The sequence below is a fragment of the Thalassobacillus devorans genome (genome assembly GCF_900176565.1).
Lineage (GTDB): Bacteria > Bacillota > Bacilli > Bacillales > Halobacillaceae > Thalassobacillus > Thalassobacillus devorans_A.
Genome location: NZ_FXEH01000006.1, coordinates 552,582 through 574,763, shown reverse-complemented (window position 1 = coordinate 574,763; position 22,182 = coordinate 552,582). Strand labels below are relative to the sequence as shown.

The 22,182-nt window shown below is 41.1% G+C and carries 23 protein-coding genes, 1 pseudogene and 1 riboswitch; of the genes and pseudogenes, 6 read left to right on the top strand and 18 right to left on the bottom strand.

Annotated features, from left to right (window positions below):
• Positions 1-14: 14 nt before the first annotated feature.
• Positions 15-662: a GntR family transcriptional regulator gene (locus tag B9Y67_RS13745; protein ID WP_085509190.1), complete on the bottom strand. Its 648-nt coding sequence runs from the start codon at positions 660-662 to the stop codon at positions 15-17.
• Positions 663-999: 337 nt separating this feature from the next.
• On the opposite strand from B9Y67_RS13745, the gene B9Y67_RS13740 reads away from it, so the two are divergent.
• Positions 1,000-1,437, top strand: a complete 438-nt coding sequence (locus B9Y67_RS13740; protein WP_085507344.1) for an RDD family protein — start codon at positions 1,000-1,002, stop codon at positions 1,435-1,437.
• Positions 1,438-1,576: 139 nt separating this feature from the next.
• Here the strand turns inward: B9Y67_RS13740 and B9Y67_RS13735 are convergent, their stop codons facing one another.
• The 10 genes from B9Y67_RS13735 to B9Y67_RS13690 form a co-directional block, all read right to left on the bottom strand.
• Positions 1,577-1,891, bottom strand: coding sequence for a DMT family transporter (locus B9Y67_RS13735; RefSeq protein WP_085507342.1), 315 nt, complete (start codon positions 1,889-1,891; stop codon positions 1,577-1,579).
• Positions 1,891-2,238 (bottom strand): DMT family transporter, encoded by a 348-nt coding sequence (locus tag B9Y67_RS13730; RefSeq protein ID WP_085507341.1) that lies wholly within the window; start codon positions 2,236-2,238, stop codon positions 1,891-1,893. The genes B9Y67_RS13735 and B9Y67_RS13730 overlap by 1 nt, the downstream gene beginning before the upstream one ends.
• 79 nt (positions 2,239-2,317) lie before the next feature.
• Positions 2,318-2,419: riboswitch (guanidine-I (ykkC/yxkD leader) on the bottom strand.
• A 91-nt stretch (positions 2,420-2,510) separates the two neighbouring features.
• Positions 2,511-5,102, bottom strand: coding sequence for a heavy metal translocating P-type ATPase (locus B9Y67_RS13725; RefSeq protein ID WP_085507339.1), 2,592 nt, complete (start codon positions 5,100-5,102; stop codon positions 2,511-2,513).
• A 24-nt stretch (positions 5,103-5,126) separates the two neighbouring features.
• Complete coding sequence (locus B9Y67_RS13720) at positions 5,127-5,498, bottom strand: ArsR/SmtB family transcription factor (RefSeq protein ID WP_085507337.1); 372 nt, start codon at positions 5,496-5,498, stop codon at positions 5,127-5,129.
• Between the two features lie 423 nt (positions 5,499-5,921).
• The gene (locus B9Y67_RS13715) at positions 5,922-7,166 is read right to left on the bottom strand and encodes an MFS transporter (RefSeq protein WP_085507335.1); all 1,245 of its coding nucleotides are present in this window, start codon (positions 7,164-7,166) and stop codon (positions 5,922-5,924) included.
• A gap of 54 nt (positions 7,167-7,220) precedes the next feature.
• Positions 7,221-7,856 carry a hypothetical protein gene (locus B9Y67_RS13710; protein WP_085509189.1) on the bottom strand — a complete coding sequence of 212 codons (636 nt, stop codon included), beginning with the start codon at positions 7,854-7,856 and terminating at the stop codon, positions 7,221-7,223.
• Between the two features lie 23 nt (positions 7,857-7,879).
• Positions 7,880-8,392 carry a GNAT family N-acetyltransferase gene (locus B9Y67_RS13705; RefSeq protein ID WP_085507333.1) on the bottom strand — a complete coding sequence of 171 codons (513 nt, stop codon included), beginning with the start codon at positions 8,390-8,392 and terminating at the stop codon, positions 7,880-7,882.
• A 310-nt stretch (positions 8,393-8,702) separates the two neighbouring features.
• The gene (locus tag B9Y67_RS13700; RefSeq protein WP_085507331.1) at positions 8,703-9,734 is read right to left on the bottom strand and encodes a S66 family peptidase; all 1,032 of its coding nucleotides are present in this window, start codon (positions 9,732-9,734) and stop codon (positions 8,703-8,705) included.
• 35 nt (positions 9,735-9,769) lie between these two features.
• Positions 9,770-10,189 (bottom strand): flavoprotein, encoded by a 420-nt coding sequence (locus B9Y67_RS13695; protein ID WP_085507329.1) that lies wholly within the window; start codon positions 10,187-10,189, stop codon positions 9,770-9,772.
• A gap of 671 nt (positions 10,190-10,860) precedes the next feature.
• The gene (locus tag B9Y67_RS13690) at positions 10,861-11,595 is read right to left on the bottom strand and encodes a DUF899 family protein (protein ID WP_085507327.1); all 735 of its coding nucleotides are present in this window, start codon (positions 11,593-11,595) and stop codon (positions 10,861-10,863) included.
• 206 nt (positions 11,596-11,801) lie between these two features.
• Between B9Y67_RS13690 and B9Y67_RS13685 the strand changes: the two genes are divergently transcribed.
• A complete protein-coding gene (locus tag B9Y67_RS13685; protein ID WP_085507325.1) occupies positions 11,802-12,752 on the top strand; it encodes a DMT family transporter in 951 nt (316 codons plus the stop codon).
• 25 nt (positions 12,753-12,777) lie between these two features.
• On the opposite strand, the gene B9Y67_RS13680 is transcribed toward B9Y67_RS13685, so the two are convergent.
• Positions 12,778-13,605: a flavin monoamine oxidase family protein gene (locus B9Y67_RS13680; RefSeq protein ID WP_085507322.1), complete on the bottom strand. Its 828-nt coding sequence runs from the start codon at positions 13,603-13,605 to the stop codon at positions 12,778-12,780.
• Between the two features lie 53 nt (positions 13,606-13,658).
• Between B9Y67_RS13680 and B9Y67_RS13675 the strand changes: the two genes are divergently transcribed.
• Positions 13,659-14,108, top strand: coding sequence for a hypothetical protein (locus B9Y67_RS13675; RefSeq protein ID WP_085507320.1), 450 nt, complete (start codon positions 13,659-13,661; stop codon positions 14,106-14,108).
• A 346-nt stretch (positions 14,109-14,454) separates the two neighbouring features.
• Here the strand turns inward: B9Y67_RS13675 and B9Y67_RS13670 are convergent, their stop codons facing one another.
• Entirely contained in the window at positions 14,455-15,096 is a 642-nt protein-coding gene (locus B9Y67_RS13670) for a YczE/YyaS/YitT family protein (protein WP_085507318.1), read from the bottom strand.
• 184 nt (positions 15,097-15,280) lie between these two features.
• Positions 15,281-16,624, bottom strand: coding sequence for an NAD(P)/FAD-dependent oxidoreductase (locus B9Y67_RS13665; protein ID WP_085507315.1), 1,344 nt, complete (start codon positions 16,622-16,624; stop codon positions 15,281-15,283).
• A 795-nt stretch (positions 16,625-17,419) separates the two neighbouring features.
• On the opposite strand from B9Y67_RS13665, the gene B9Y67_RS13660 reads away from it, so the two are divergent.
• From B9Y67_RS13660 to arr, 3 genes are all read left to right on the top strand, one after another.
• Positions 17,420-17,878, top strand: coding sequence for a MarR family winged helix-turn-helix transcriptional regulator (locus B9Y67_RS13660; protein ID WP_254901805.1), 459 nt, complete (start codon positions 17,420-17,422; stop codon positions 17,876-17,878).
• Between the two features lie 28 nt (positions 17,879-17,906).
• Entirely contained in the window at positions 17,907-18,359 is a 453-nt protein-coding gene (locus B9Y67_RS13655; protein ID WP_139823808.1) for a hypothetical protein, read from the top strand.
• A 198-nt stretch (positions 18,360-18,557) separates the two neighbouring features.
• On the top strand, positions 18,558-18,974 hold the full coding sequence (gene arr / locus B9Y67_RS13650; protein ID WP_085507308.1) for an NAD(+)--rifampin ADP-ribosyltransferase: 417 nt from the start codon (positions 18,558-18,560) through the stop codon (positions 18,972-18,974).
• A 125-nt stretch (positions 18,975-19,099) separates the two neighbouring features.
• On the opposite strand, the gene B9Y67_RS13645 is transcribed toward arr, so the two are convergent.
• From B9Y67_RS13645 to B9Y67_RS13630, 4 genes and pseudogenes are all read right to left on the bottom strand, one after another.
• Positions 19,100-19,588 (bottom strand): hypothetical protein, encoded by a 489-nt coding sequence (locus tag B9Y67_RS13645; protein WP_441007559.1) that lies wholly within the window; start codon positions 19,586-19,588, stop codon positions 19,100-19,102.
• A gap of 443 nt (positions 19,589-20,031) precedes the next feature.
• Entirely contained in the window at positions 20,032-20,493 is a 462-nt protein-coding gene (locus tag B9Y67_RS13640; protein WP_176224072.1) for a GNAT family N-acetyltransferase, read from the bottom strand.
• Positions 20,494-20,549: 56 nt separating this feature from the next.
• Positions 20,550-21,104, bottom strand: a complete 555-nt coding sequence (locus B9Y67_RS13635) for an alpha/beta fold hydrolase (protein WP_085507302.1) — start codon at positions 21,102-21,104, stop codon at positions 20,550-20,552.
• Between the two features lie 430 nt (positions 21,105-21,534).
• A pseudogene (locus B9Y67_RS13630) lies at positions 21,535-22,046 on the bottom strand (DinB family protein).
• Between the last annotated feature and the right edge of the window lie 136 nt (positions 22,047-22,182).

Sequence of the window (22,182 nt, the reverse complement as noted above, 5' to 3'; positions counted from 1 at the left end):
GGCTTTTTCGATTGCTATTTAAAATCTTCTACGGTACGGAGCCAGTTATCTTTCATAATGGCTGCTGCTTTATCCTTGTCCCCATCTCTCATGGCGGCAAGGATTACTTTGTGTTCTTCGATGGATCGTTCGGCCAGGATGATAGAATTATGAAAAAAATGCCGGCGAACGTGTGCCTGCAAGGATGCTACCATGTTTTTGATATACGTATTTTTCGATATATCAATAATCACCTGATGAAACTCCTCATCGACTTTCAATGCATCATAGGCATGGTTGGCAGAAATCAATTCGGCAAACCGTTCATTGATATTTTCCAGCTGGGCCAGCTGATCCGCAGTAATATGATCGATTGCCAGTTCCGCGGATAACGACTGTAAGGCTGCCAATGGCGGGAGGAGATCCTTGATAGCTTCGCGTTCGATTTCCGTGACTTCTGTACTCTTCCCCGGAAACATTTTGACAAACCCCTGTACTTCCAACAGCTGCAGGGACTCACGGACCGGTGTTCTGCTGCTTCCTAACGCATTAGCCAGTTCCGTATCATTCAGTTTTTCGCCTGGACGCAAGGTTCCTTCAATAATCCATTGCTGGATCTGGTTGAACGCATTTTCCTTGGCAGATTGACGAACGGGCTTCGAATGGTTTGTTGGTATGGGCATGGGAATCAGCCTTTCTGGATAATCTTTCTGTATGAAAAAGTATACAGGAAAATACATTAGATTGAAATATGCAATATATCACCAATGACGTATATTCGATAAAAAGTGCCTGCCTCCCCCTGCCTGGATCAAGTCGGATCTCAGGAACATTTTAGAAGAATTCCTTGCATCAAAATCTTTCAGTTGAATAATATGGATATGATACGATAGTGAAAGGTTACATTAGAAAAACTTGGCTTATCGCCAAGTACTTATGGCGAAAGCCTTAGATTTTCTAATACTTTAATTCTTTAACAAAGTTAAACTTTCTTAAAGTACAAAAGAAAGGAGAAAGATGATGGAAGTACATAACCCGGTAGGTTTCTGGAACAGATTAGGCGCAAGAATCATCGATGGTATTTTAATGGGGATCGTGACAGGAATCATTTCTGCCATCCTGTTTGGAGAATTTGCGAATGACGATTATAACCCCTTAGATGGCATCGGCCTCTTATATAGCATCCTTCTCCCTCTCTTCTGGTACGGATATACCGTAGGAAAACGCGCGACAGGCGTGCGCATCGTGAAGAAAAATGGAGAAAATGTAGGCATAGGCAACATGCTGATGAGGGAATTGGTAAGTATTTTTGTTTATGCGCTCACATTGGGAATCGGCCTGATCGTCAGTGCATTCATGGTCGGTCTAAGACACGATAAACGAGCGATCCATGACTTCATCGGAGGCACCTATGTCACCTACGATCCGCCAGAAAAAAATGAGTATGCCGAATATTAATTAGAAAAACTTGGCTTATCGCCAAGTACTTATGGCGAAAGCCTTAGTCTTTTCTTATACTTTAATCCTTTAACAAAGTTAAACTTTCTTAAAGGATAAAAAAATGCCTGAACTTCTCCAGCGGAAGGTCAGGCATTTGTTATGAAATTAACTTCAAGCCTATCGCAGCACCTAATATCATGGAAATAAAAACGATTCGCTTCAGGTCCTTCGGTTCTCCATATAAAAACATCCCCATAACCGCTCCGCCAGAGGCACCAATACCTGTCCAAATCGCATAGGCCGTGCTCATAGGCAGCGTTTCCATAGCCAGGGCAAGGAAAAGGAAACTGGCACCGAACGCCAAAATCAGGAGTGCAAGCGACTGCCAATTACGATGCTTGTGCACCCTGTTTATCATTAATACACCTAACATTTCGCAAAGTCCTGCAAGGATTAAGGATAGCCATGCCATTACGCTTCCACTCCTTCCTCTTTATCTTCAGTCACTAGTTTCAGACCAATAATCCCCGCTAACAAAAAGCCGATCAGCATAATTTTTGACCATTTAAAAGGTTCTTCAAAAAACAGAATTCCTGCAATGACCGTACCCGCTGTCCCAAGTCCGACGAAAACCGCGTAAACCGTTCCTACAGGAAGCCTTTTTCCGGCCATGATCAATAAATAGAAGCTGATGACGATGGAGACGACTGTACCTCCCCATGCCCAAAAACTATCGGCGTGTTTCAGTCCAATTACCCACAGTACTTCAAACAACGCCGCAATAAAAACTTTCAACCAGTTCACTAGATATCCCCCCATATCATATCGCCTAGCAAATGTAGCGAAATCCCTTTCAAGTCAAACAGTAAAAAGCCTGAGAGACCACTGTTCATACAGCATCTCCCAGGCTTTTGTCCTTCCGTGTCACAGCTCACCACTGTGTGTTTTCTCTCGGACCAGACTAACTTGTAAAAGTTACGGAACCCTAGAAAACAACTTTTTTATTGAATTGTGTTTAATTTAACACGATAGAGTCAGGCAATCAAGAACAAGGCTATCGTTTTACCTTTATCATGTGGATTCCATATCCGCTATTTTTTCCTTAACAATCTCATGCTATTAAGAATAACGATTAACGCAGCGCCGGTATCACTTAGCACCGCCATCCATAAAGTTAAGATTCCTGGAAAAATTAAAACCAGCGCGGCTAACTTAGTAATTAAGGAGAACCAAATGTTCTGCTTAATAATATCCAGTGCTTTACGGCTCAAACGGATCGTGTGTGGAAGTTTTTCCAAATTATCCGCCATGAGTACAATGTCGGCGGTCTCCATGGCTGTATCTGTGCCAGCACCGCCCATGGCAATGCCAAGGTCAGCTGTCGCAAGGGCCGGAGCGTCATTAATTCCATCCCCTACCATCGCAACGCGTTTTCCTTCCGCCTGCAGTTTCTTCACCGCAGACACTTTGTCTTCCGGAAGCAGCTCAGCAAAGTAACGATCGACTCCAGTTTCGCCTGCAATTTTTTTCGCCGTTCCTTCATTATCACCCGTCAACATCACCATTTCTCTCATCCCAACTTGCTTGAGCTTTTGAATGGATTGAACCGTAATGTCTCGGATGGTATCTGCAACAGCTATTAAACCCAGCACCTCTGTTTGCGTCCCTACCACTACAAGCGTGTTTCCGTTTCCTTGTAAGGAGTCCATACGTTCTTCTAATCCTTGAAAAGGAACTCCCATCTCTTGAAACAGCTTAGGGTTACCAGCAAAGTACTCAACACCGTTAATCGTCGCCTGGGCTCCTTTACCCGCAATCGCCTTAAAGGCTTCCCCTTCCATAGCACGAATGCTTCGCTCTTCTGCATAAGTGGTTATTGCCTGAGCGATTGGATGAGTGGAATGCTCTTCAATCGTTCGAGTGATACGGATCAGCTCTTCCCTGTTGTTCTGAAGGGAAATCACTTCGGCAACTTTCGGTTTACCTTCTGTCAGCGTCCCTGTCTTATCAAAAGCGATCGCCTGAATGGCTCCAGCCTTTTCTAAGAATGTGCCACCTTTGATGAGGACACCATTTTTAGCTGCATTTCCAATCGCAGATACAATCGCCACTGGCGTGGAAATCACCAAGGCACAGGGGCAAGCGACCACTAATAATGCAAGGCCTTTATAGAGCCACTCTCCCCATGTTCCGAAACCAAGTAATGGCGGTACTACCATGACAAGCAAGGCAAGAATGAATACAATCGGCGTGTAGACACTTGCAAAGCGATCGACAAATGCCTGAGTTGGAGCCTTTTTCTCCTGGGCTTCTTCCACAAGGTGAATGATTTTTGCAATCGTTGTATCTTCCACTAACTTTGTAACCTTTACTTCTAGCGATCCACTTTCATTGACCGTACCTGCATAGACCGTGTCTCCTTCCTGTTTATCTACAGGCAAGGATTCTCCGGTAATCGGTGCCTGGTTAATACTCGAGGCCCCTGATAAAATTTCTCCATCCAAAGGCAGTTTCTCCCCGGGTTTGATGACAATAATGTCATGGATTCCCACTTCTTCTACGGGCTTCCGGATAAATTGATTCCCTTCTTTTACAGTAGCTTCTGATGGAGTGAGGTTCATTAAACTTCGGATGGAATCTCTGGTACGCTCAATCGACCTGTTTTGTAATGTGTTACCTAAGGCGAAAAGCCATACGACCGTCGCTCCTTCAAACCATTCCCCAATCAAGGCAGCTCCAATGGCCGCAGAGGCCATGAGCACATTCATGTCTAAGGAGCCACTTTTAATCGCATAAAAGGCACTTCTCGCTGGTTTATATCCACCGATCACAATCGCTGCCGCATATAGTGCCGTAATTAATCCGGAGGTTACGTCAGTAAAAGAACCGATAAAACCAAGAGCCAGGAAAATTCCGGAGAGGGTGGTCGTCGAGGCTCCTTTTTTCTTGCTATCAGATGCTTCACTCTGGTTACGGACCGTATTTAAGGAAGCATCGAAACCAGCTCGTTGAACCTCTTTAATTATTTCTTTTTGGTTTGTGGAATGATCAATTTGCATTTTTCCTGTAGAAAAATTCACCTTGACCGCTTGAACATTCGGATTTTTGCTTAAGTGCTTTTCGATCGTCATGGCACAAGAACCACAATCCATCCCTTCGATTTTATACGTTTGCATGTTTTTATTATTATCCATAGGCTCAGCTTCAAAGCCCAATTTGCGCACCTGACTCGGAATAAGTTCATATACCGAACGATCAGCGGCGCCTACGGCCATTTTTCCGGTGCCATAGTTTACTCGGACCGATTGGATTCCTTTGGTCTTTTGCAGCCCTTTCTCAATGGTAGCTGCACAGGAAGGACAGTCCATCCCATTTACTCTGAACTCCATGGTTTGCTGCCCTGCTGGCTGCGTACTCACGTCATTTACTTGCACGTTTGTACTCTCTCCCGAACTGCAACAGGAAGATGGGCTTCCTGTATGTTTTTCTTTTGAATCACTCCCACAGCATGAAGCTATCGGAGACATTTCTTTTTCGTTCGGCTCACTTCCGCAACATGTAGAATTGGCAGAAGCTTCTTCGGTTTTCTTCTCAGAACAGCAGGATTCTTTTGTTTCCTGGACTTCCGGCTCTGTGTGATTCGTGCAGCAACTGGACGTTGTTTCTGGATCTATGCGACTCATTGGTGTACCTCCTATCTATTGCCGTCAACCTTCCTTGGAATGTAATAAAGCAATCGATACTAACTGGTGAACATGATCATCCGCTAAGGAATAAAACACAAGCTTTCCTTCTTTACGATATTTGGCTAATTTCATGTTGCGCAATAACCTTAAATGATGAGAAGCCGTGGCCGTCGTTGAGCCAATGATATTGGCCACATCACAGACACATAGTTCCTTCTCCAGTGTTAACGCATAGGCAATTTTCATACGAGTGGCATCCGACAGAGCTTTGAAAATCAACTCCACGCCTTCCACCTTTTCGATTTCCGGCTGCACGCGTTGAACAAGCTCTTCATCATAACAAAACGTATCACACGTATCTTTCGGTGCTTTTTTCACTATCTCTTCACTCATAATGTTCACCTTCATTCTAATAATTATTTGAATGTTTGTTTATAGTGTATGTTTCCTATGCTTCCAAGTCAACACAAAACAATAAAATGGGCGTTTGAATGAAAAAAGAGACTTCATTGCTGAAGCCTCTTCTTTACGTGCACGATTCTATTGTTTTTTACAGGAATGGTACATTCCCCCCTCCTGCTAAAAGGTAACAGAGGGAGGGCAGGTAGCCGATTACTCAATCAGCAAACGCCCATCGCTGAAAGATACCCCAATAAAATCATTATTCGTCCTCCTTCTTTTTTGGTTCAGTTGTACCCCAGTCAAAGCCTGATTTTCCCCAATAATATAGAAACCCAGCGGAAGACAGGATAGCTAATATGGCAATTAGTACACCCATTAAAATTCCACCTTTTTCATTTAATAAAAAATGTTTACCTACATACTTAGTTCCTTCTTTTCCGCTGTGTCTTCCTGGTAAAAAGATTTCCTATTCGGCTTGATTACTAAATAAGAAAATATAAATGATGAGAGCAGCATAACCAGCGCTAAAGCAACAATGGTGATTCGTAAAGAGATCATATCAGCAAGAAATCCGATTCCGAGAATAAATAGCACTTGAATAACGCTTTGAATTAACTGATAGATGCTTGTTACTCTTCCCATAATCTCAACGGAAACATTATTTTGATAGAACGTCATGATTCCTGCATTCAGGAATACATTAAAGAATCCTAGTATGACAAAACCAGCGACGATAGAAGCAAAAGACCAGGAAAATGCATAAATGATATACCCAGCCGTCGTCATGGTAAGTCCGATAACAATCATATACCTTAACGAGAATTTATTTGAAAAAAAGGATAACAAAACGGCTCCTGTCACCGAACCGATTCCGGTTATACTGATTAACAAGCTGTACTCTAATTCAGACAGACCGATGACTTGTTGTGTAAACACAACTTCCTGGGTGTCCATGGCAAAGGAAAAAACCATCACCATAATAAAGCCGAGATAAATAAATGCTACATATTTATTTTTGGACATGAATGTACGTACTTCTGTAAAATCACGAACCACTTGCGAAAAGGTTAAAGCCGGTATCGTTTCTTTATCAATCTTCTCTTTTTCAGGAAGAAATAATAACAAAATTCCTGATAGAACAAAGAACCCTGCATTAAGCAATAAAGTTGTTTCGACTGACGTTAATAATATGAGTGCTCCTCCAATTGCCGGTCCAATAATAAAAGCTCCAGAATCAGTGAAAGAACGAATGGCGTTGAAGCGCTTTCTCTTCTCCTTTTCTACAAGAATAGCAACATACGTCATAGAGGATGGATTAAAAAAGGACTTTGCTACACTCAATATAACTAGAATCCCATAGATGACGATCATATTGGGAGCAAATGGGATAAAACTGATAAACACAGCTCTCATGATGTAAGTGACGACCATGACTTTACGCTTGCTGCGATAATCGATAAAACTGCCAGTCCATAATTTTGTTACGATATTCGTTAATGGCGCAATGATCCAGAGTCCGGCCACAGCAGCGGCAGAACCCGTCAGTTGATAGACAATAATATTGATGGCAACTAAGTAGATAAAATCACCAATACTAGAAATCCCAATCGAAGATAATAATAGCGCAGGATCTTTCCAACTCTTTGATTTTGGTATCATATAGAACTCCTAATGTATAAATTGGCACCACTCTCCGGGCTAGCAGCCGGGAAGTCAGTTATGGATATTCAGGACTTCGATCAATTCAATAATATCTTTTTCGTTACCAGGGTCCACCGCCACAAGCTCCGTACTTTTAATAATTTCTTTGTAAAAACTTTCTCCTGCAGGGTATTCTCCATCCCAGCGTAAAGGAACCTGATAGACATTAATGGTTCCATCGCCATTCCCGCTGTATGTGACCGAACCAGCTACTAATCGACTGCCTGCCAATTGGATTACATCTTCCGGATAATCCGCACTGGTTTCGTCATCAGGGTTGAGTGGAGTACCAGACGGAATATGTCTGACATTCAATTCGTCCACTTCTTTTAACTCGCCAAGTTGCAGCCAAACACGAGCATATTCAATCTCCTCTGAAGAATAATCAGCTAGCGGATCCTCTTCTGCACTTCCGTTTGCATGATCTGACTCCTCTTCACTTGTCTCTTCTCCTGAAGAAGCTTCCTCAGAACCTCCCTCTCCTGACTTTTCTGTTTCACTATCTTCATTATTATTTGTTTTCTTTTCTTCTGCATCTACAGCAGTATCTTTGTTAGTCTCTTCGCCCGTACCTGCTGTACATCCCAGAAGTAATACCAGAAGCAACAGCAGGGAAACATCACCAAATACCTTTATTAAGTTTTTCATATGTAAGTCTGTTCCTTTCCTTATTAAATTGGAATTTCCCTTATGTCTTTCCATCCATAAACAACTTCCTTTAGTTTTTTACCTGCGATTTCAATCTCAACCGTATCCACTTTTTCAGCTCCAAGATGCTCATAGAAAAAACTGGCATCATTATCTTCCAGCACTAATACAAGCATGGAATAAACACTTTTAACCCTTAACTCTTGAAGTATTGGCGCTAATAACTGTTTCCCTAACCCTTTTCTTTGATGTTCTTTCAATATGTATATAGCATATAATTCGCCTCCAAAGGCAGGGTACTTCCCCGTCCTTTCTGCACCGCCATTCGAGAAGCCTATGATCTTACCATCATCATTTTCAGCTACATAAACAGGTTGACTGGAAATAATTTCTTTCCATTTTTCCTCCCGGCTTTCGTAACTCATGTTGTTTAAATATTCATCAGGTACGATGTTCTTATACGTGGAATGCCAGCTACCAACCTGCACCTTTGCCACATCTTTCGCATCCGTTACAGCTGCCTTTCTAATTTTCATCCTTCACATCCCTTATTTTTGATTCAATTCCAATTATTTCAAAACCCCATCATTTACACAACACTATTTCCAATAAAAAAGCGCAACCCTTTTATGGAATCACGCATTCGTTCAACCAAAAAAATAATCCACCCTTGAGCTGAGGACTCAGGTGGATTATTTCCTTCTGAAGCGCCGATCCCCCTTGCAGGGAACCGTTCTATTACCGACCGTAGATGTTGGCTCATCTACGGTCTTTTTATTATATATTCTTTATGAATTTATTATACCATAGTTTTCAGAATATAAAACCTGTATTGTCCTTGGGTCCTCAGTCCACTCCACTCTCTAAAATGGAAAAAGTCTTAGCCTCACAATTAATTTCTGCTTTTGCTCCATAAGGTAAAACGATTTTCGGTTCGGTATGGCCAAAATTCAAGTTATATAGGATCGGTAAATCCTCCAAATCAAATTCCTTCATTACCGTTCGAATTTCCGCTTTATACTCATCGTAATACTTCTCATCCTGTGGTTTACCAAATATGATTCCATTCGCCCTTTCCAGGATACCCTGTATAGCATAATTCCGTAACCAATACCGGATAAAACCAGGGTCAGGTTTTTCTTCCGATGTTTCCAAGAAAAGAATGCTTCCGTTCCAATGTTCCTGATCAGGCCAAATCTCTGTCCCTTTTGCAAACTCCAGCACTTCTATGCAGCCACCAATCAAATGCCCTTGTACCGTACCAGAACCTTGTATAACCTCGTAACCTGAATTCGGCTGCATGGTCCGACGTCGGTTTTTATTCGCTTCTTTCCACTCCAAATGCTCACTTGTCCATGCTTCTGCAGGCTGGATTTGCCCAATAGTTTTATTTGAGAAAAGCGTTCGATTCACCATTTCAACCGTGTACGGATCCATTTCAACGTTTTCAGCAAAATCAGTCATAATAGCCGGTCCGTAAAAGGAAGAAACTCCTGCTTTAAGACAAAACAGATGGGAAATGGTCACATCCGAGTAACCCATAAAAATTTTGGGATTTTCACGTATCACATTGAAATCAATGTAGGGAAGTAAGCGGATACTGTCATCCCCACCGATATTTGCGATAATCCCTTTAATGCTGTCATCTTTAAAGGCCGTCATCAAGTCTTCAGCACGAGCCTTTGGATTGTCATAAAGATAGTCTCCGCCTTTCAAGCTGTTGGGCATCGGAATAACTTCCAGCCCGAATATATCTTCTAACCGTTTTACACCTTGTTCATAACGCCATTTAAGATCAGGCTCCCCCGCACCTCCCCAGGAAGGACTTACTGTTGCAACACGATCTCCCCGTTGCAATTGCTTTGGCTTTACTAACACATCGACTCCCCCCTTTTTAAAATCGACTATTCCCTTTAGTTGAATTGTATCTCTTTTATATTTACCTCCGGTACTCCAGTTTCTATGTAACATCTTATCAATTTCCACTCATTAGCTTCATTCCGCTTGAATGTCTGAAAGAATAAGCTGACATTCTCTAGTTTTTTTCCCTCGATTGCTAATGTAGCTGTTAAGATTGCCATCACTTCATCTTCTCGTAAAGGAATAATCGACACTTCATTTAAGTCCCATTCGTTCCCTTCTTGTCTTGCGAAATTAAATCCTTGTTCCCAGCCAGCTACCGCCTCTTCATAACCAAAGTCTACTATCTCGTTATTGGAGATCTCCCTCGCTTGATATTCTTTGGAAATGATATCTTTCATGTCTGGTAAAGACGAACTTTTCCAAACATCTAAATAAGAATCAAGAAACTTGCGAAATGAACTATTTTCCAAAATAAAAATCCTCCTAAAGTATGTAATAGCATGTAAAAACTATGAAGCTCCTATTTTTTAACAACAAATGATGCTCTGTTGCCGGGTATGTATCCTCCATTTAACGAATGGGCCCCCCATATATAACTTCGACTTGAACAAAATAATCCCTCTTTGTCACTAGAATCTAACCAAAAGACATGGTCTGTGCCTATCCCGCACACTGCCAAAGCTTTTGATGATTGAAACGTATTCCAAATTCATTCGTATATGTTGGAAACAGCCTTCGATAACGAACATTAAATCCTATAAAACAGGGAGGGATGGATATCCTCTGGTTATACTCGTTAAGCCCATTTATCATATTTTTAGGAATCGGTGTTTATATAGATAGGAAAAATAAGAAATACAATAACGTAAGAGAGAAAATAGATCGGAATGAGTATAAGTATAAAGCATTCGAGGAGCTTGACAGGTACAATAACAGGAATTGAGGATGGAGTTTTTTAAAAATATAAGAAGATTGAACTCGAGATATTACTTACTGTTCTTATATTTTAATAACGTCCGCTAAAGAAGCGACTACATTTCTTTAGTAATCGCTCCCTCATTTGAAAGTGTATTATATGATAAATTCAAAACCCGACGGCTTTTTGAATAGTACTTTATATTCTTTAAACATGGAAGGCAGCCTAGGTACCGAGATCGTCAGAGCGGCCGGCTGCCAGGCGGGACCACTGGGCGGTTGGGCGGCCGTCCATCTGAAACTGCCCACCTTTAGAGCCCCAATGCTGCGGCCAGCCCTCAGGCGAATCCTCCCAGAACTCCTGACGGCCATAGACAGTCAGGTCCAGCAGGCCGTACGACGGAGCCATCCGTTCGTTGCCACGGCCTGTGGTCCAGTAAGTCTCATATACTTTGTCGCCGTCCCGGAGATAACTGACAAGGATGCCGAAATGCCGGTCGACGATTAACTGGTCAGCTGATTCCTGTGGCACGGAGTACCAGGGAACCGTCCAGCCCATAAAGTCGCGATATTTCGAGCTCTCTTCATACGGTCCTTCACAGAAAGTGGCATAGCTGACGTCCCGTGAGTTCAGATAGGACAGCTCGTTGATGTGGGCCGTGGAAAAGGTGCAGCCCTCGCACTGCTCCGATGCTGGCCTGCCTGCGTGCCACATGTGAAAATAGGCGATCAGCTGGTGGCGGCCCTCGAATGCTTCCAGCAGTGTGACCGGGCCATCCGGGCCAATCAGTGGGATGGACGAGTCCACTTCGACCATCGGCAGCGGACGACGGGCTGCCGCAATTGCGTCACCTTCGCGAGTATGCTCCTTCTCCCGGATCCGCAACTCATCCAATTCGGCCTGCCAGGTAGCGCGGTCAACCACTGGAGGCCGCGCAAAAACGTTGGAATTTGAACTCATGTAACAATCCCCTTTCACTATTATTTTCTTCTTCCTTTTTTGTGTTTTCTTAAGCTTACCACGTCCAGTAGCTATGGATTTCTTCTCGATTGCTAAAAAATAAAGACAACCTCAAATTAGTGATACTTTTCTATTCGATAAAGGTATGACTCCCGCTATTTTTCAATTATTATAACACTATCGTGATATTTTTGAGGTGATTGCAAATGAGGAAAGGACATACAAGAAGCAAAGGATTACTTCTTGTTATAACGGGAGCTATTTTTTGGGGTGTAGGGGGTACAGTTTCCCAAAAACTCTTCCAGGATTACGCGATCGATGTCAATTGGCTGGTAACAGTCCGCTTGCTCATAGCCGGCATCTTACTGCTCGCTATCCAATTTTTCAGAAAAGATAACTATTCTATCATTAGTATTTGGAAAGATAAGCACACAGCTGTCCAGATGATCGTTTTCGGCTTACTTGGCATGCTCGGGGTGCAGTATACCTACATGGCTTCCATCAATTACGGGAATGCGGCGGTTGCTACGCTTTTGCAATATCTCGCTCCGGTTATGATTATCGTTTATTTGTTTCTCCGTAAACAGACGACCTTCGAAAAACAGGATGCCGTGACTGTTTCGCTTGCTTTACTCGGCACCTTTTTATTACTGACCAACGGAACAATGTCACAATTATCCGTGCCTGGTATCTCTATCTTTTGGGGGATTTTATCGGGGGTGGCCCTTGCCTTTTACACCTTATATGCCATTCCTTTACTTAGAGAATTTGATTCCCTTGTGGTTGTTGGATGGGCAATGGTCATTGGAGGAATTTCCTTAGGGTTTATCCATCCTCCCTGGCAAGCGGAATTCTCAGCCTTTACAGCCGAAATTTATATGTATCTCATTTTTGTCGTTATATTTGGTACGATGCTTGCGTTTTGGTTTTACATTGAGAGTTTGCAACATCTATTACCTAAAGAAACCAGCCTCATCGGCAACCTGGAACCCCTTTCCGCCGTATTAACGATGGTTCTCTGGTTACGAGAGCCCTTTGGCTTTTTCCAATGGATCGGGATGGCCTGTATCATCGGTATGACGCTTTTACTTGCCCTTAACAAAAAATCCGCTCCCGCAGACACCAATAAAGAAAACCAATCCATCCTAGCTGAATGACGCTTTGTGGATTGGTTTCTTTAAATTAAAGCTTGTTATTTAACTCAGTAATTTCAAAAACTGCACGTTCAGCTGCCAGCAATGCACCTTCAAGATGACCGCCATATGAAGAATTAGCCTCTGTCCCAGCAAAAATAATCTTCTTTTCCCATACCCCTGCTGCTGGTGGTTGACCATATCTCGAAAAATCTCTAAGCGGTTCCAAGTCTTCCTCCACAGCCGTGTCGGAATCTCTGGACCAATCCTTGTACAGGAGAGTCCTTATATTTTGAGCAGAGGGTCCAAAGAGTCTGACCAATTGTTCCCTGACCAAATGTAAAACTTTCTCCTCTCCCATTTCATGGCGCGTTTTCGCTGGCATACCGAAAAATCCAAATAACGCCCCGGCCCCTCTTTCAGGGGAAGCATCATGGATTTCCTGTAAGGGGCCAACCCAGCTTGTTGCAAATCCGGAAAGCCCTGACTCCCTCCAAAAGGGATGGTCATAGACTGCAATAGCCTTGGCCTGTCCTCCCATCCATGTAGGCTTGCTTCTTAAGTCTGTTAGAACATTTTGAGGTAACGAAGGATAGAAATTTATGTACCGCACCACAACCCGAGGTGGCAATGCCAGGATAACAGCACTTGCCGAAAATTCTTTTCTCTTTCCATCCGCACGAGCTGCTTCAACTGTGACAGCTTCGTGTTCGTCAAGTCGAATAGCTGTAACACGCGTTTCAAGCTCAACTACCCCTGCTGGAATCGTATCTGCTACGGCAGCAATAAGAGACTGAACACCACCTTGGATGCGAACCGATCTTTCGCCTGCAGTTTCTGGCAGGACAAAACGTTCTGGTGGTTGAGTAATGCCCATAATAACGATATAAAGTAAAAAATGGGGTGAATCTAATTCTTTTCAATTTTATTGTGGGGTTTGTTGTTCCTTGGACTATTGCCATTTTGATATGTCGTCGCGTCCCGCTGTTATTTTTAACGGTTGCTCCTTTTATCTCACTTATATCGATAACCTGTAATCAACTTGGAATGGAAATCGGATTTTGGACCCTTCATCCACAGACAGAATTATTAATTTTTAACTCCGTTAATATCGATTTTGGTTTTAATCCAGCAACCGGTCTGCTATTTATTTACATGATTTACTTTGGGCAATGGAAACGATGGCGCACCTACCTGGTATTTTTATTAATTTTAAACGGAGCAGAACTGACCGCTCTGTACTTAGATAAAGTGAGGTACGTACATGGGTGGAATATATTTTTTACTTTTATTACTTATGGGATCGGGTTGATTATTTTGGACCTATATTTCAATTTATTAAACAAATCCATTCATCGTTTTAAATTGGAAAAAAGGTAATGATCTCGACTTCAATTCTTCAACTATCCTCCCTTTCGTATCTTAAGGTCAGCAGTCATTTCAAAGAAAAAAGTGCCTGACCCCCACCTTAGTAAAGATAAATGCAACGGGGACAGGCACTTTCTATTTGACTGGACGCGATCCTTCTTTTAATGACCATCCCAATAGAATTTAAATTTGCTTATGGTTCTTATACTGCCTATAAAGACCATAACTCCAGCGTTTTTCTCTTCTAATGGTCATGATCCACTTTATAAAGACTATTAGCTGCCTATCCCCACCGTTTAACGTTCCTTATAAAACGACAGTGCCTGCCCCCAATTCGCCAGGGCGGGGGCAGGCACTTTTACATCGATCGTTCACTGGTATTTGCCACTTGTATAGGACGTTTATGAAGAATAGCCAGCACATATGGACGAGCCCATTGGATGATAACCCCTGTGATTAATGCATTTAACAGCGTTCCAATACCAATAGCCCCATTAAAAAAGAAAGCAATGATTACTAATACGATACTAATAATCGCCCGTGACCTGCTAAAAGACCAGCTTGTTTTATCTGTTAAAATTACCATCGATCGATCCATAGGATTGGGGGCAAAGTTTGATTCCAAATAAATAGCGATACCTATTCCGCCTAAAAGAATGCCTAGTAAGACTAATAATACTTGTTCAATTAAATGAGTAGGTATTAACCAATCTCCTAATAAAAAAAGCCAGGTATCAATTCCCATCCCTGTAATAATGGAAGTTAATATAGCTAAAAATTCCGGTCTTGCTTTTAAAGCCGCTGCATTAAGCAACACCATAGTCGAACCAACCACGATTTCCCACGTTCCAATGGTTAATCCAAATGTGCGATATAAACCAACGAGTAAGGCATCAAATGGTGACGTCCCTAATCGGGATTGAATGGTGAGCGTAATTCCTAATGTTAATATCGAAATCCCAATAAAATAGATCAAAAATGATTTACCGATTTTTCGCATATGTATCTCCTTTTCTATAAAACAAAGCCATTGATAGACTTATTTCCAATAAGATGTCTCCTACTACCAATAAAGTAACAGATAAATAGAAAAGAAACCAATTGGACACGTTTCCGAAACGTGCCTGCCCCCAACCTGTTAGTTTGGTAACAGAGTGAGGGGCAGGCATTTTGTGAAAACAACATTAACGCTTATTGATAAACTTCCGCTTCCAGACATTTTTTATAATTTTCGGGTGCATCAAAGTGGAAGTTGGGCGAAGCAGATGCATGACCTGGATAAAAGAATTGTAGGTCCCTTTATCTTCAGAGGATAGAAGAAAAATATTTTTCGCATACCACTGCTGGATAGAAAGACCTGCTGGCTTCCTCCCCACCGTTTCCGGGTAACGGAAATCTTCGGTTAGCACCATGTTCCAAATAGGTGAAATGATTTTCCTAACCTCACGGTGAAAGCGATCAACTAGATGTTGAGTCGACCTATCCCGGTTAGCCAGCAGCTTTTTCAATGCTAAAGCTTCCAGGACGGCAATGCTCATCCCTTGGCCAAAAAAGGGATCAATCCTGCAAATCGTATCCCCAATCGTCAGAAGACCGTTTGGAAATTTGCTCACCTTATCAAACCTTCTCCACGTGATATTCGGAACTCGGAAGGTGGAGGTTGATGATAATGCCGTAGCATCCTGCAGTTCATGATAAAGGTCCAGTTTCGGCAATTGTTTCGCGATATCTATTAAGTTAGCATCACTCTTCCGTACTTCCTTTTCATTTATTTCGTTATGGTAGCCCATAAAGGTAACTAAATAACGATTCCCCTCTACCTTCGAAATACCTCCACCGATTTTTTCAGAAGGAGGGTTAGGATAGACAAGTTTAATCGCCCAGTCTCTGTCTGGGTTGTCGGGAAGTTCGATTGTTTTTGTAAAATAACACAAATCAATATTAACTTTCTCTTCCGGAATAGGGACTCCTCGTTTCCTCAGCCACCTGGAAGAAAGGCTACTAACACCACTGGCATCTACAATCAAATCGGCATGCAAAGTAATCGAGTCGCTGCCATCCCTTATTTCCACTCCAGTCATTTGATTTTCTTTTTCATTATATAGAAAATCACTGACCTTTTGGCTGTACTGGATCGTCACATTCGTAATCTTTTTTATGTATTGCTCCAGAAGCCATTCTAAATGCGGCCGTGTTTGCAGAATCGTTGCGTATTCCCCATCATAACGGAGTTTCCAAACTCCATGGTGAAACCACGCAATGTCCTTGGTGGCATTGATTTTCACGGCTCCGCTTGCATTAAATTTCTCCGTAATACCAGGAAACAGTTCTTCGAGACCATTCGCGCCGGCAAAAAGCAGGGCATGGATATGCTCGCCTTGAGGTGCTCCTTTCCTCGGCAATGGACCTTGTGGTTCTGCATCACGTTCCAGAATAATTACTTCTTTAAAAAAATCAGCCAATACACGTGCTGCCAATTTTCCAGATATGCCTCCCCCTACAACCACAGCCTTTTCCCTTCGCTCCAAACCATAACATCCCCTATCCAGCATTCTTTGTTCCCATCATCCCTGAAGAGAACTTTAAACACATGTTTCACTTTTATCTAGTAAAGCTATTTTCAACATACTCCCTAATTTTCTTCCATCCATAGTTTTCTTTACGGAAAGTCTCTATAAAAAGTAATTTTACATCAGTCATTTCCCCATCCACTTCTAAGCTCACCCAAAAGATAGCTACACCTTCTTTGTGCTTATTGATTTCTATTAAAACGTCATCAAAAAACCATTTAGGGTTTCTACCTTGATATTGCTTATATGCCTGAATTCAGCCATGTTCAGCCTCATCAAAACCCCAATCAGAAACAATGGTTTCAGGGCCAGCCCACCTGACTTCCAAATCCTTTGAATGGTGCGCTAGCATCCTCTTGGAATTTAAGCTATTCCAAGACGTTCTGTATTTTACTAAAAAATCCTTAAAGTCCTCTAACAACATATTTGCTGCCTCCCATTTTCACATAGTGCTCCTATTGGTAATTAAACAAGATGGGAGTAAATTCCTTTTTTTTAAATTAGGAATGACAACCTGATTATTCTATCATGTAATGGTCTTAAAAATATGACTACAGTAAAAAGTGCCTAACCCCCACCTCAACAATGCATCAATGGGCAGGGACCCGGCACTTTCTATTGACATGAATAAAGAATAGAAACTAACGAATACTACAGTTGTATCTACAATTGTACTTACAAGTGAGGTTGAAAAAAGTGGACGTTTGGCTGAAAAGAAATTTACTTCTAATGATCAGAGCATTGTACTTTTGTATGGAAGAACAGTGGGCTGAACTGGGTCGTAGATATGATATCACCCCTGCCCAACAGCATATTTTATTTTTACTGTCTACGAATCAGAATGTTCTTACGCCAACAGAGATTGGGGAGTTAGGATGCTGGCACAACTCCACTGTTACTAGACTATTGAAACCACTAAAAGAGCGGGGCTTGATTCGTATAGGCATTGATAAGGAGAAACCAAGGTTCAAAAAAGTAGAAATTACTCCAGAAGGAAGCGTCTTGCTGAAACAACTGGTTGGCGCTGTTAAAGACATAGAGAATTTCCCCTGCGACACCAGCTGTCTCTCGAAAGAAGAAATAGTCAATTTCCTGGCCTATGCTCAGAAAATTTTGGATGTAAACATAGGGGAACCATTTAAACAGAAGGTTATTAATGGAAGAATAGGATTAGGTGAACGTACAGAAGAGGCATTAGATTATCAAATATAAAGAAGTGATTCCAATGTTATTTAATATTATGTTCGGTATGATTATCCCCTGGATGATCTGCATTTACTTCTTTACGAAAGAACCTCGGTTAGTTATCATGTTATTTCCCTTGGGCGCCACCATCGCCTTTTTATTTAACGATTTAGGTCTGGTGCAGTTTTGGACGGTAAACCCAGTCTATCTAAATCCTTCTTTATCGATAGTCCCTTATAACATTGGTTACTTTCCTATGATAGCGATTATTTTCGCTTATGTGCTGAAAAAGAGGCGGATTCATCCGTTTTATCTGGTTCTTTTGTTTACTTTTGTAGTGTCATTTATTGAATATATTTTTCTGCTTACTGGCAAGGTTGTGTATCACACGGGTTGGAATATGTTGTGGACTGGTATCACTTACATTGTAGGGTTTGGCCTGTGCCTCCTGTATATCAAAATTTCGTCCAGTTACCGGTTGCTGACAAAAAAAGAGACTGGAATATAGCGGAACATTTACTTTATACAAAACAATACCTGACCCCCACCCTGTTAGTGTTATAACGGAGTGGGGGTCAGGTATTTTCGTCAAATGATTCTTTCTACTTCCATTATACTCCTAAATAGATATTATTTATAGACTACTCTTTCTAAAGTTCCTGGCCTATACTGTTATACACAAATCTAAAAAAAGAGGGGTATCTGTATGGATGAAAAAAAAGATGTCTTAGATAAAGGACCATTCTTTCACGGTACGAAAGCAGCACTAAACATTGGAGACCTATTGGAACCGCAACACTTATCCAACTACCAGGACAAAAAATCAAACTATATCTATTTCACTGCCACATTAGATGCTGCGAAATGGGGTGCTGAATTAGCAAAATCTAATTCAAAAGAAAGAATCTATTTGGTAGAACCATTAGGTGATTTTGATAACGATCCAAACGTAACCGACAAAAAATTCCCAGGGAATCCCACGCGATCTTACAGGTCTAAATCGCCTTTGAAAATAGTAGCCGAATTAAAGTCATGGGAAAGACATTCCGATGAAGAAATAAACCATATGCTTACTTCTTTAAAAACGCTACGGGAACAAGGAAAAGCTATTATACACGATTAATCTTCAACATCCATAATTGATAAAGTGCCTGCCCCCCCCCTGAGTATTAGCTTAATGCGACGAGAGGGAGGCACTTTCTACTAATTCCATCGTAATTAGCTTATTTGAAATTTTTGGTGAAATAATCATCGAATAACAATATTCCCTACATATTGAGCAGTTTTGTTTCCATTTGCAAACGTAACTTCTAAAACATAATTTCCCTTGTTCGTTGGAAATCGAAATTCTCTATATTCATTCCATTTGATGTCGGTTTTTTCTCCATTCATCCATAATGCAGCTGTTATCGTGGGGTCAGTCCAAATATCTCCCCCATTTTCTTTATTCTCTTCAAACTCTATAGAAGCTTCCTGGTTTGGAAAAACATTTATTTCCTCTTGAGACAACCCAAATTCTTCAACATTACCTATGTTTTTCTCTACTTCTCCACTTGAGGAACGCCAGTCAATATTTGCTTCTGTTAATTGTATGTATTGACTCCCTGCAACTAGGTGAGATTCTGTATTTAAATGAGCGGTTGGAACACCAACATCATAATCTTCCGCAATACACCCTGTCAGTGCAAAGATAACAAACATTCCTAAAAATAAATTCCAGGCTTTACCCAAACACACCCCTCCTCAACCTTTCACCGTCATCCCATATAAACTTCACTTCTCTGTTCAATATTCCTGTATTCGAAAGGAGATACCGTATCATCTCCTATCCTTGAACACTCGCCACCATAAATATTTTTCGAACGCAAGTACGTGCTTTATATAAAAAATCCTTTGACAAGATATAAGAAACTCATACCAAGTAAGATAATAGAAAAAGTACTTAGTGGTTTTGGCAATTTCCCTTTGAAATAAATTAATATTTAGCCTAACAATATATGAACAGCTGTAAATAGAAGAATTATCATCTTATCTGTCACCTTTAGCAATTAATTTCTTAAATGAGCACATTTTACTCACCCCGAAGTTGGGTTCCTCCATCCTACAGAAACCCTAAAGTTTCTAAAAATCATTTAGCAGGATTAAGAATAACGAGCGCAATTTCGTAGTGCAAATAATCTTTATTCAAGTATAAGAACAAATTCTTCTACATCTTGACCTCGTGCGTTAGAAAACCCACTGTCTTCCCCAGAGATTGTAAAACCACATTTCTCCAATACCTTGAGTGACCTAATGTTGTCCTTGGCAGCACGCGCATAAAGTGGACGAATGGTAACCTGTTTTAGAAATTCCCTTAAAGCATCGGTAGCGATTCCTTTGCCCCAATATTCTTTACCTATCCAGTAGCTGACTCCTGGTACGCCGAACTGTTCGAAACACAGAATATTTCCAGCAACATTATTCTGAACAGTGATGGTTTGCTTGATGATGTCTTCATCCGCCAGAATTTTATTCCACTGTGTTAAGAAGCTGTTCCAATCTCGCGGGTCCTCACTTGTAAATGCCGCCATATGATTGGCATCCCGATCCTGTTGGTGTTTGAAGAAAAACGGAAGATCATCTTCCATTACGTCTCGCAGCATTATATTGCTCACCAAATTTCCCCCTTTGTAGTAAAATTACTGAAAACAAACACGCACTACCCGGAAGACTCGATATCTTGTACAAGTTCAGGCAAATCATCCTGAAATAAATGCCCGTAGTACTCGAAGATCCTAGTGTTCGCATGTGGAAGCTTATAGGCATAGTGCTCTAAATGACTAAAAGGGACCACTTCATCATTACGGCTATGATAAAGATAGATTTGTGAGATTTTAGGAAGTCTCGAAGCAAAATCATCAGAGAGGTCAAATTCTTTAAATGGCCACTCTTTATCTAGGCCCCAGTATGGTGTTCCCATCACAATTAAGCCAGATATCGATAAGTCACAAGATTCTTCTGAAAGATATTTTAATAGTACAGAGCCACCAAGTGAATGGCCGATCAGAATGACATTACCCTTCAATTCAGAAAGTTTCTCTTTCAGTACGTCCTTCCACAAAGCATAACTCGGGTTTTCAGGATCTGGCATGGCAGGAGAGGAAAAGTGGTAATCCGCACTAATAGATTTTTGTAAGTATGCGATTAGGTGACTACTTCCTTGCTTCCCTTCCTGAGGACCTGCACTGTGAATAAACAACACTTGCTTCTTCAAATATTAACCTCCTTACTGAGGGATCATTAAGAAATAGGAGGATGAAGTGGTTAATCAACAGATAGATTTCGTCCCTTTTTGCTTAACAAAGTCCCCTCAATATTTATTTGCTCCGCATACTCTAAAATAATCCCTTCTGGCCCTCGTTTTCCCCTAGCTCTCTAAATTCAAGGTTAAGAAGCAGGAGATAGAACATTTACGATTATACCTACATGATTCATTCTATGAATCTTCATATCTCTTACCTCCTATATTCCTAAGTTTTACATATATGTCTTCTAAAGAATTCTTTTCGATTGCTTAAAACCATTTCTTTTTCGTAAATGATGAGGCATCATAATTTACTATTACGGAATCGCCCCCCAATAACGGAAGACTCGGTTTCAAGATAATCTGATAAAACATACATGATAAACAATGAAATAAATGATTATTCTTTTAACAACATTTTTCTAATTATTCTTATTTGCCCTCTATGATTAATTTCATCTTCAAATACGTGAAACCAAATAAAGTAGTTATTAGATGGATTATTATCCCATAGCCTGTTTTCGTATAACCAATCATCAGTCAACGTTGCAAATTTCTGAAGTGTTCTATGTTAACTTCTTCAAGTTTGGTGATATAAAATTCTAATGGATATCCATTAATATTTTTTCTTCCTTTTTCTCCAAGACTATATGGAGCTCCCCATTCCAACATTTCCTGCTCATTTGGTCTTCGGCCATCAAAAATTTCTATTTGAAATCCTTTCTCTACAGCAGCTATATGTAATAAAAGGGCTCCAATACTATTCCCCTCCTTACTTGGTAAAAAATCCAATTCGGAGGTTGTTAGTCCTAATACAGCTTCTAATGTTGTTTTTCGCACATAGTTCATTTGCGACACTAAGTGACCTATTTGTGGAGTAAATCCTTTTAATGGCTCTATTTTCACATCCATTTGAAATACTTCCTTTCCACATCAAAATAATACAGGTAGTGACGAATACCTCTTAATTAAACGATCGCTCCTTTTTCTGGAGTACTTGTAATCAAGATAAAACAGGACTCCCAACTAAGGATTACCATGAAGTTTG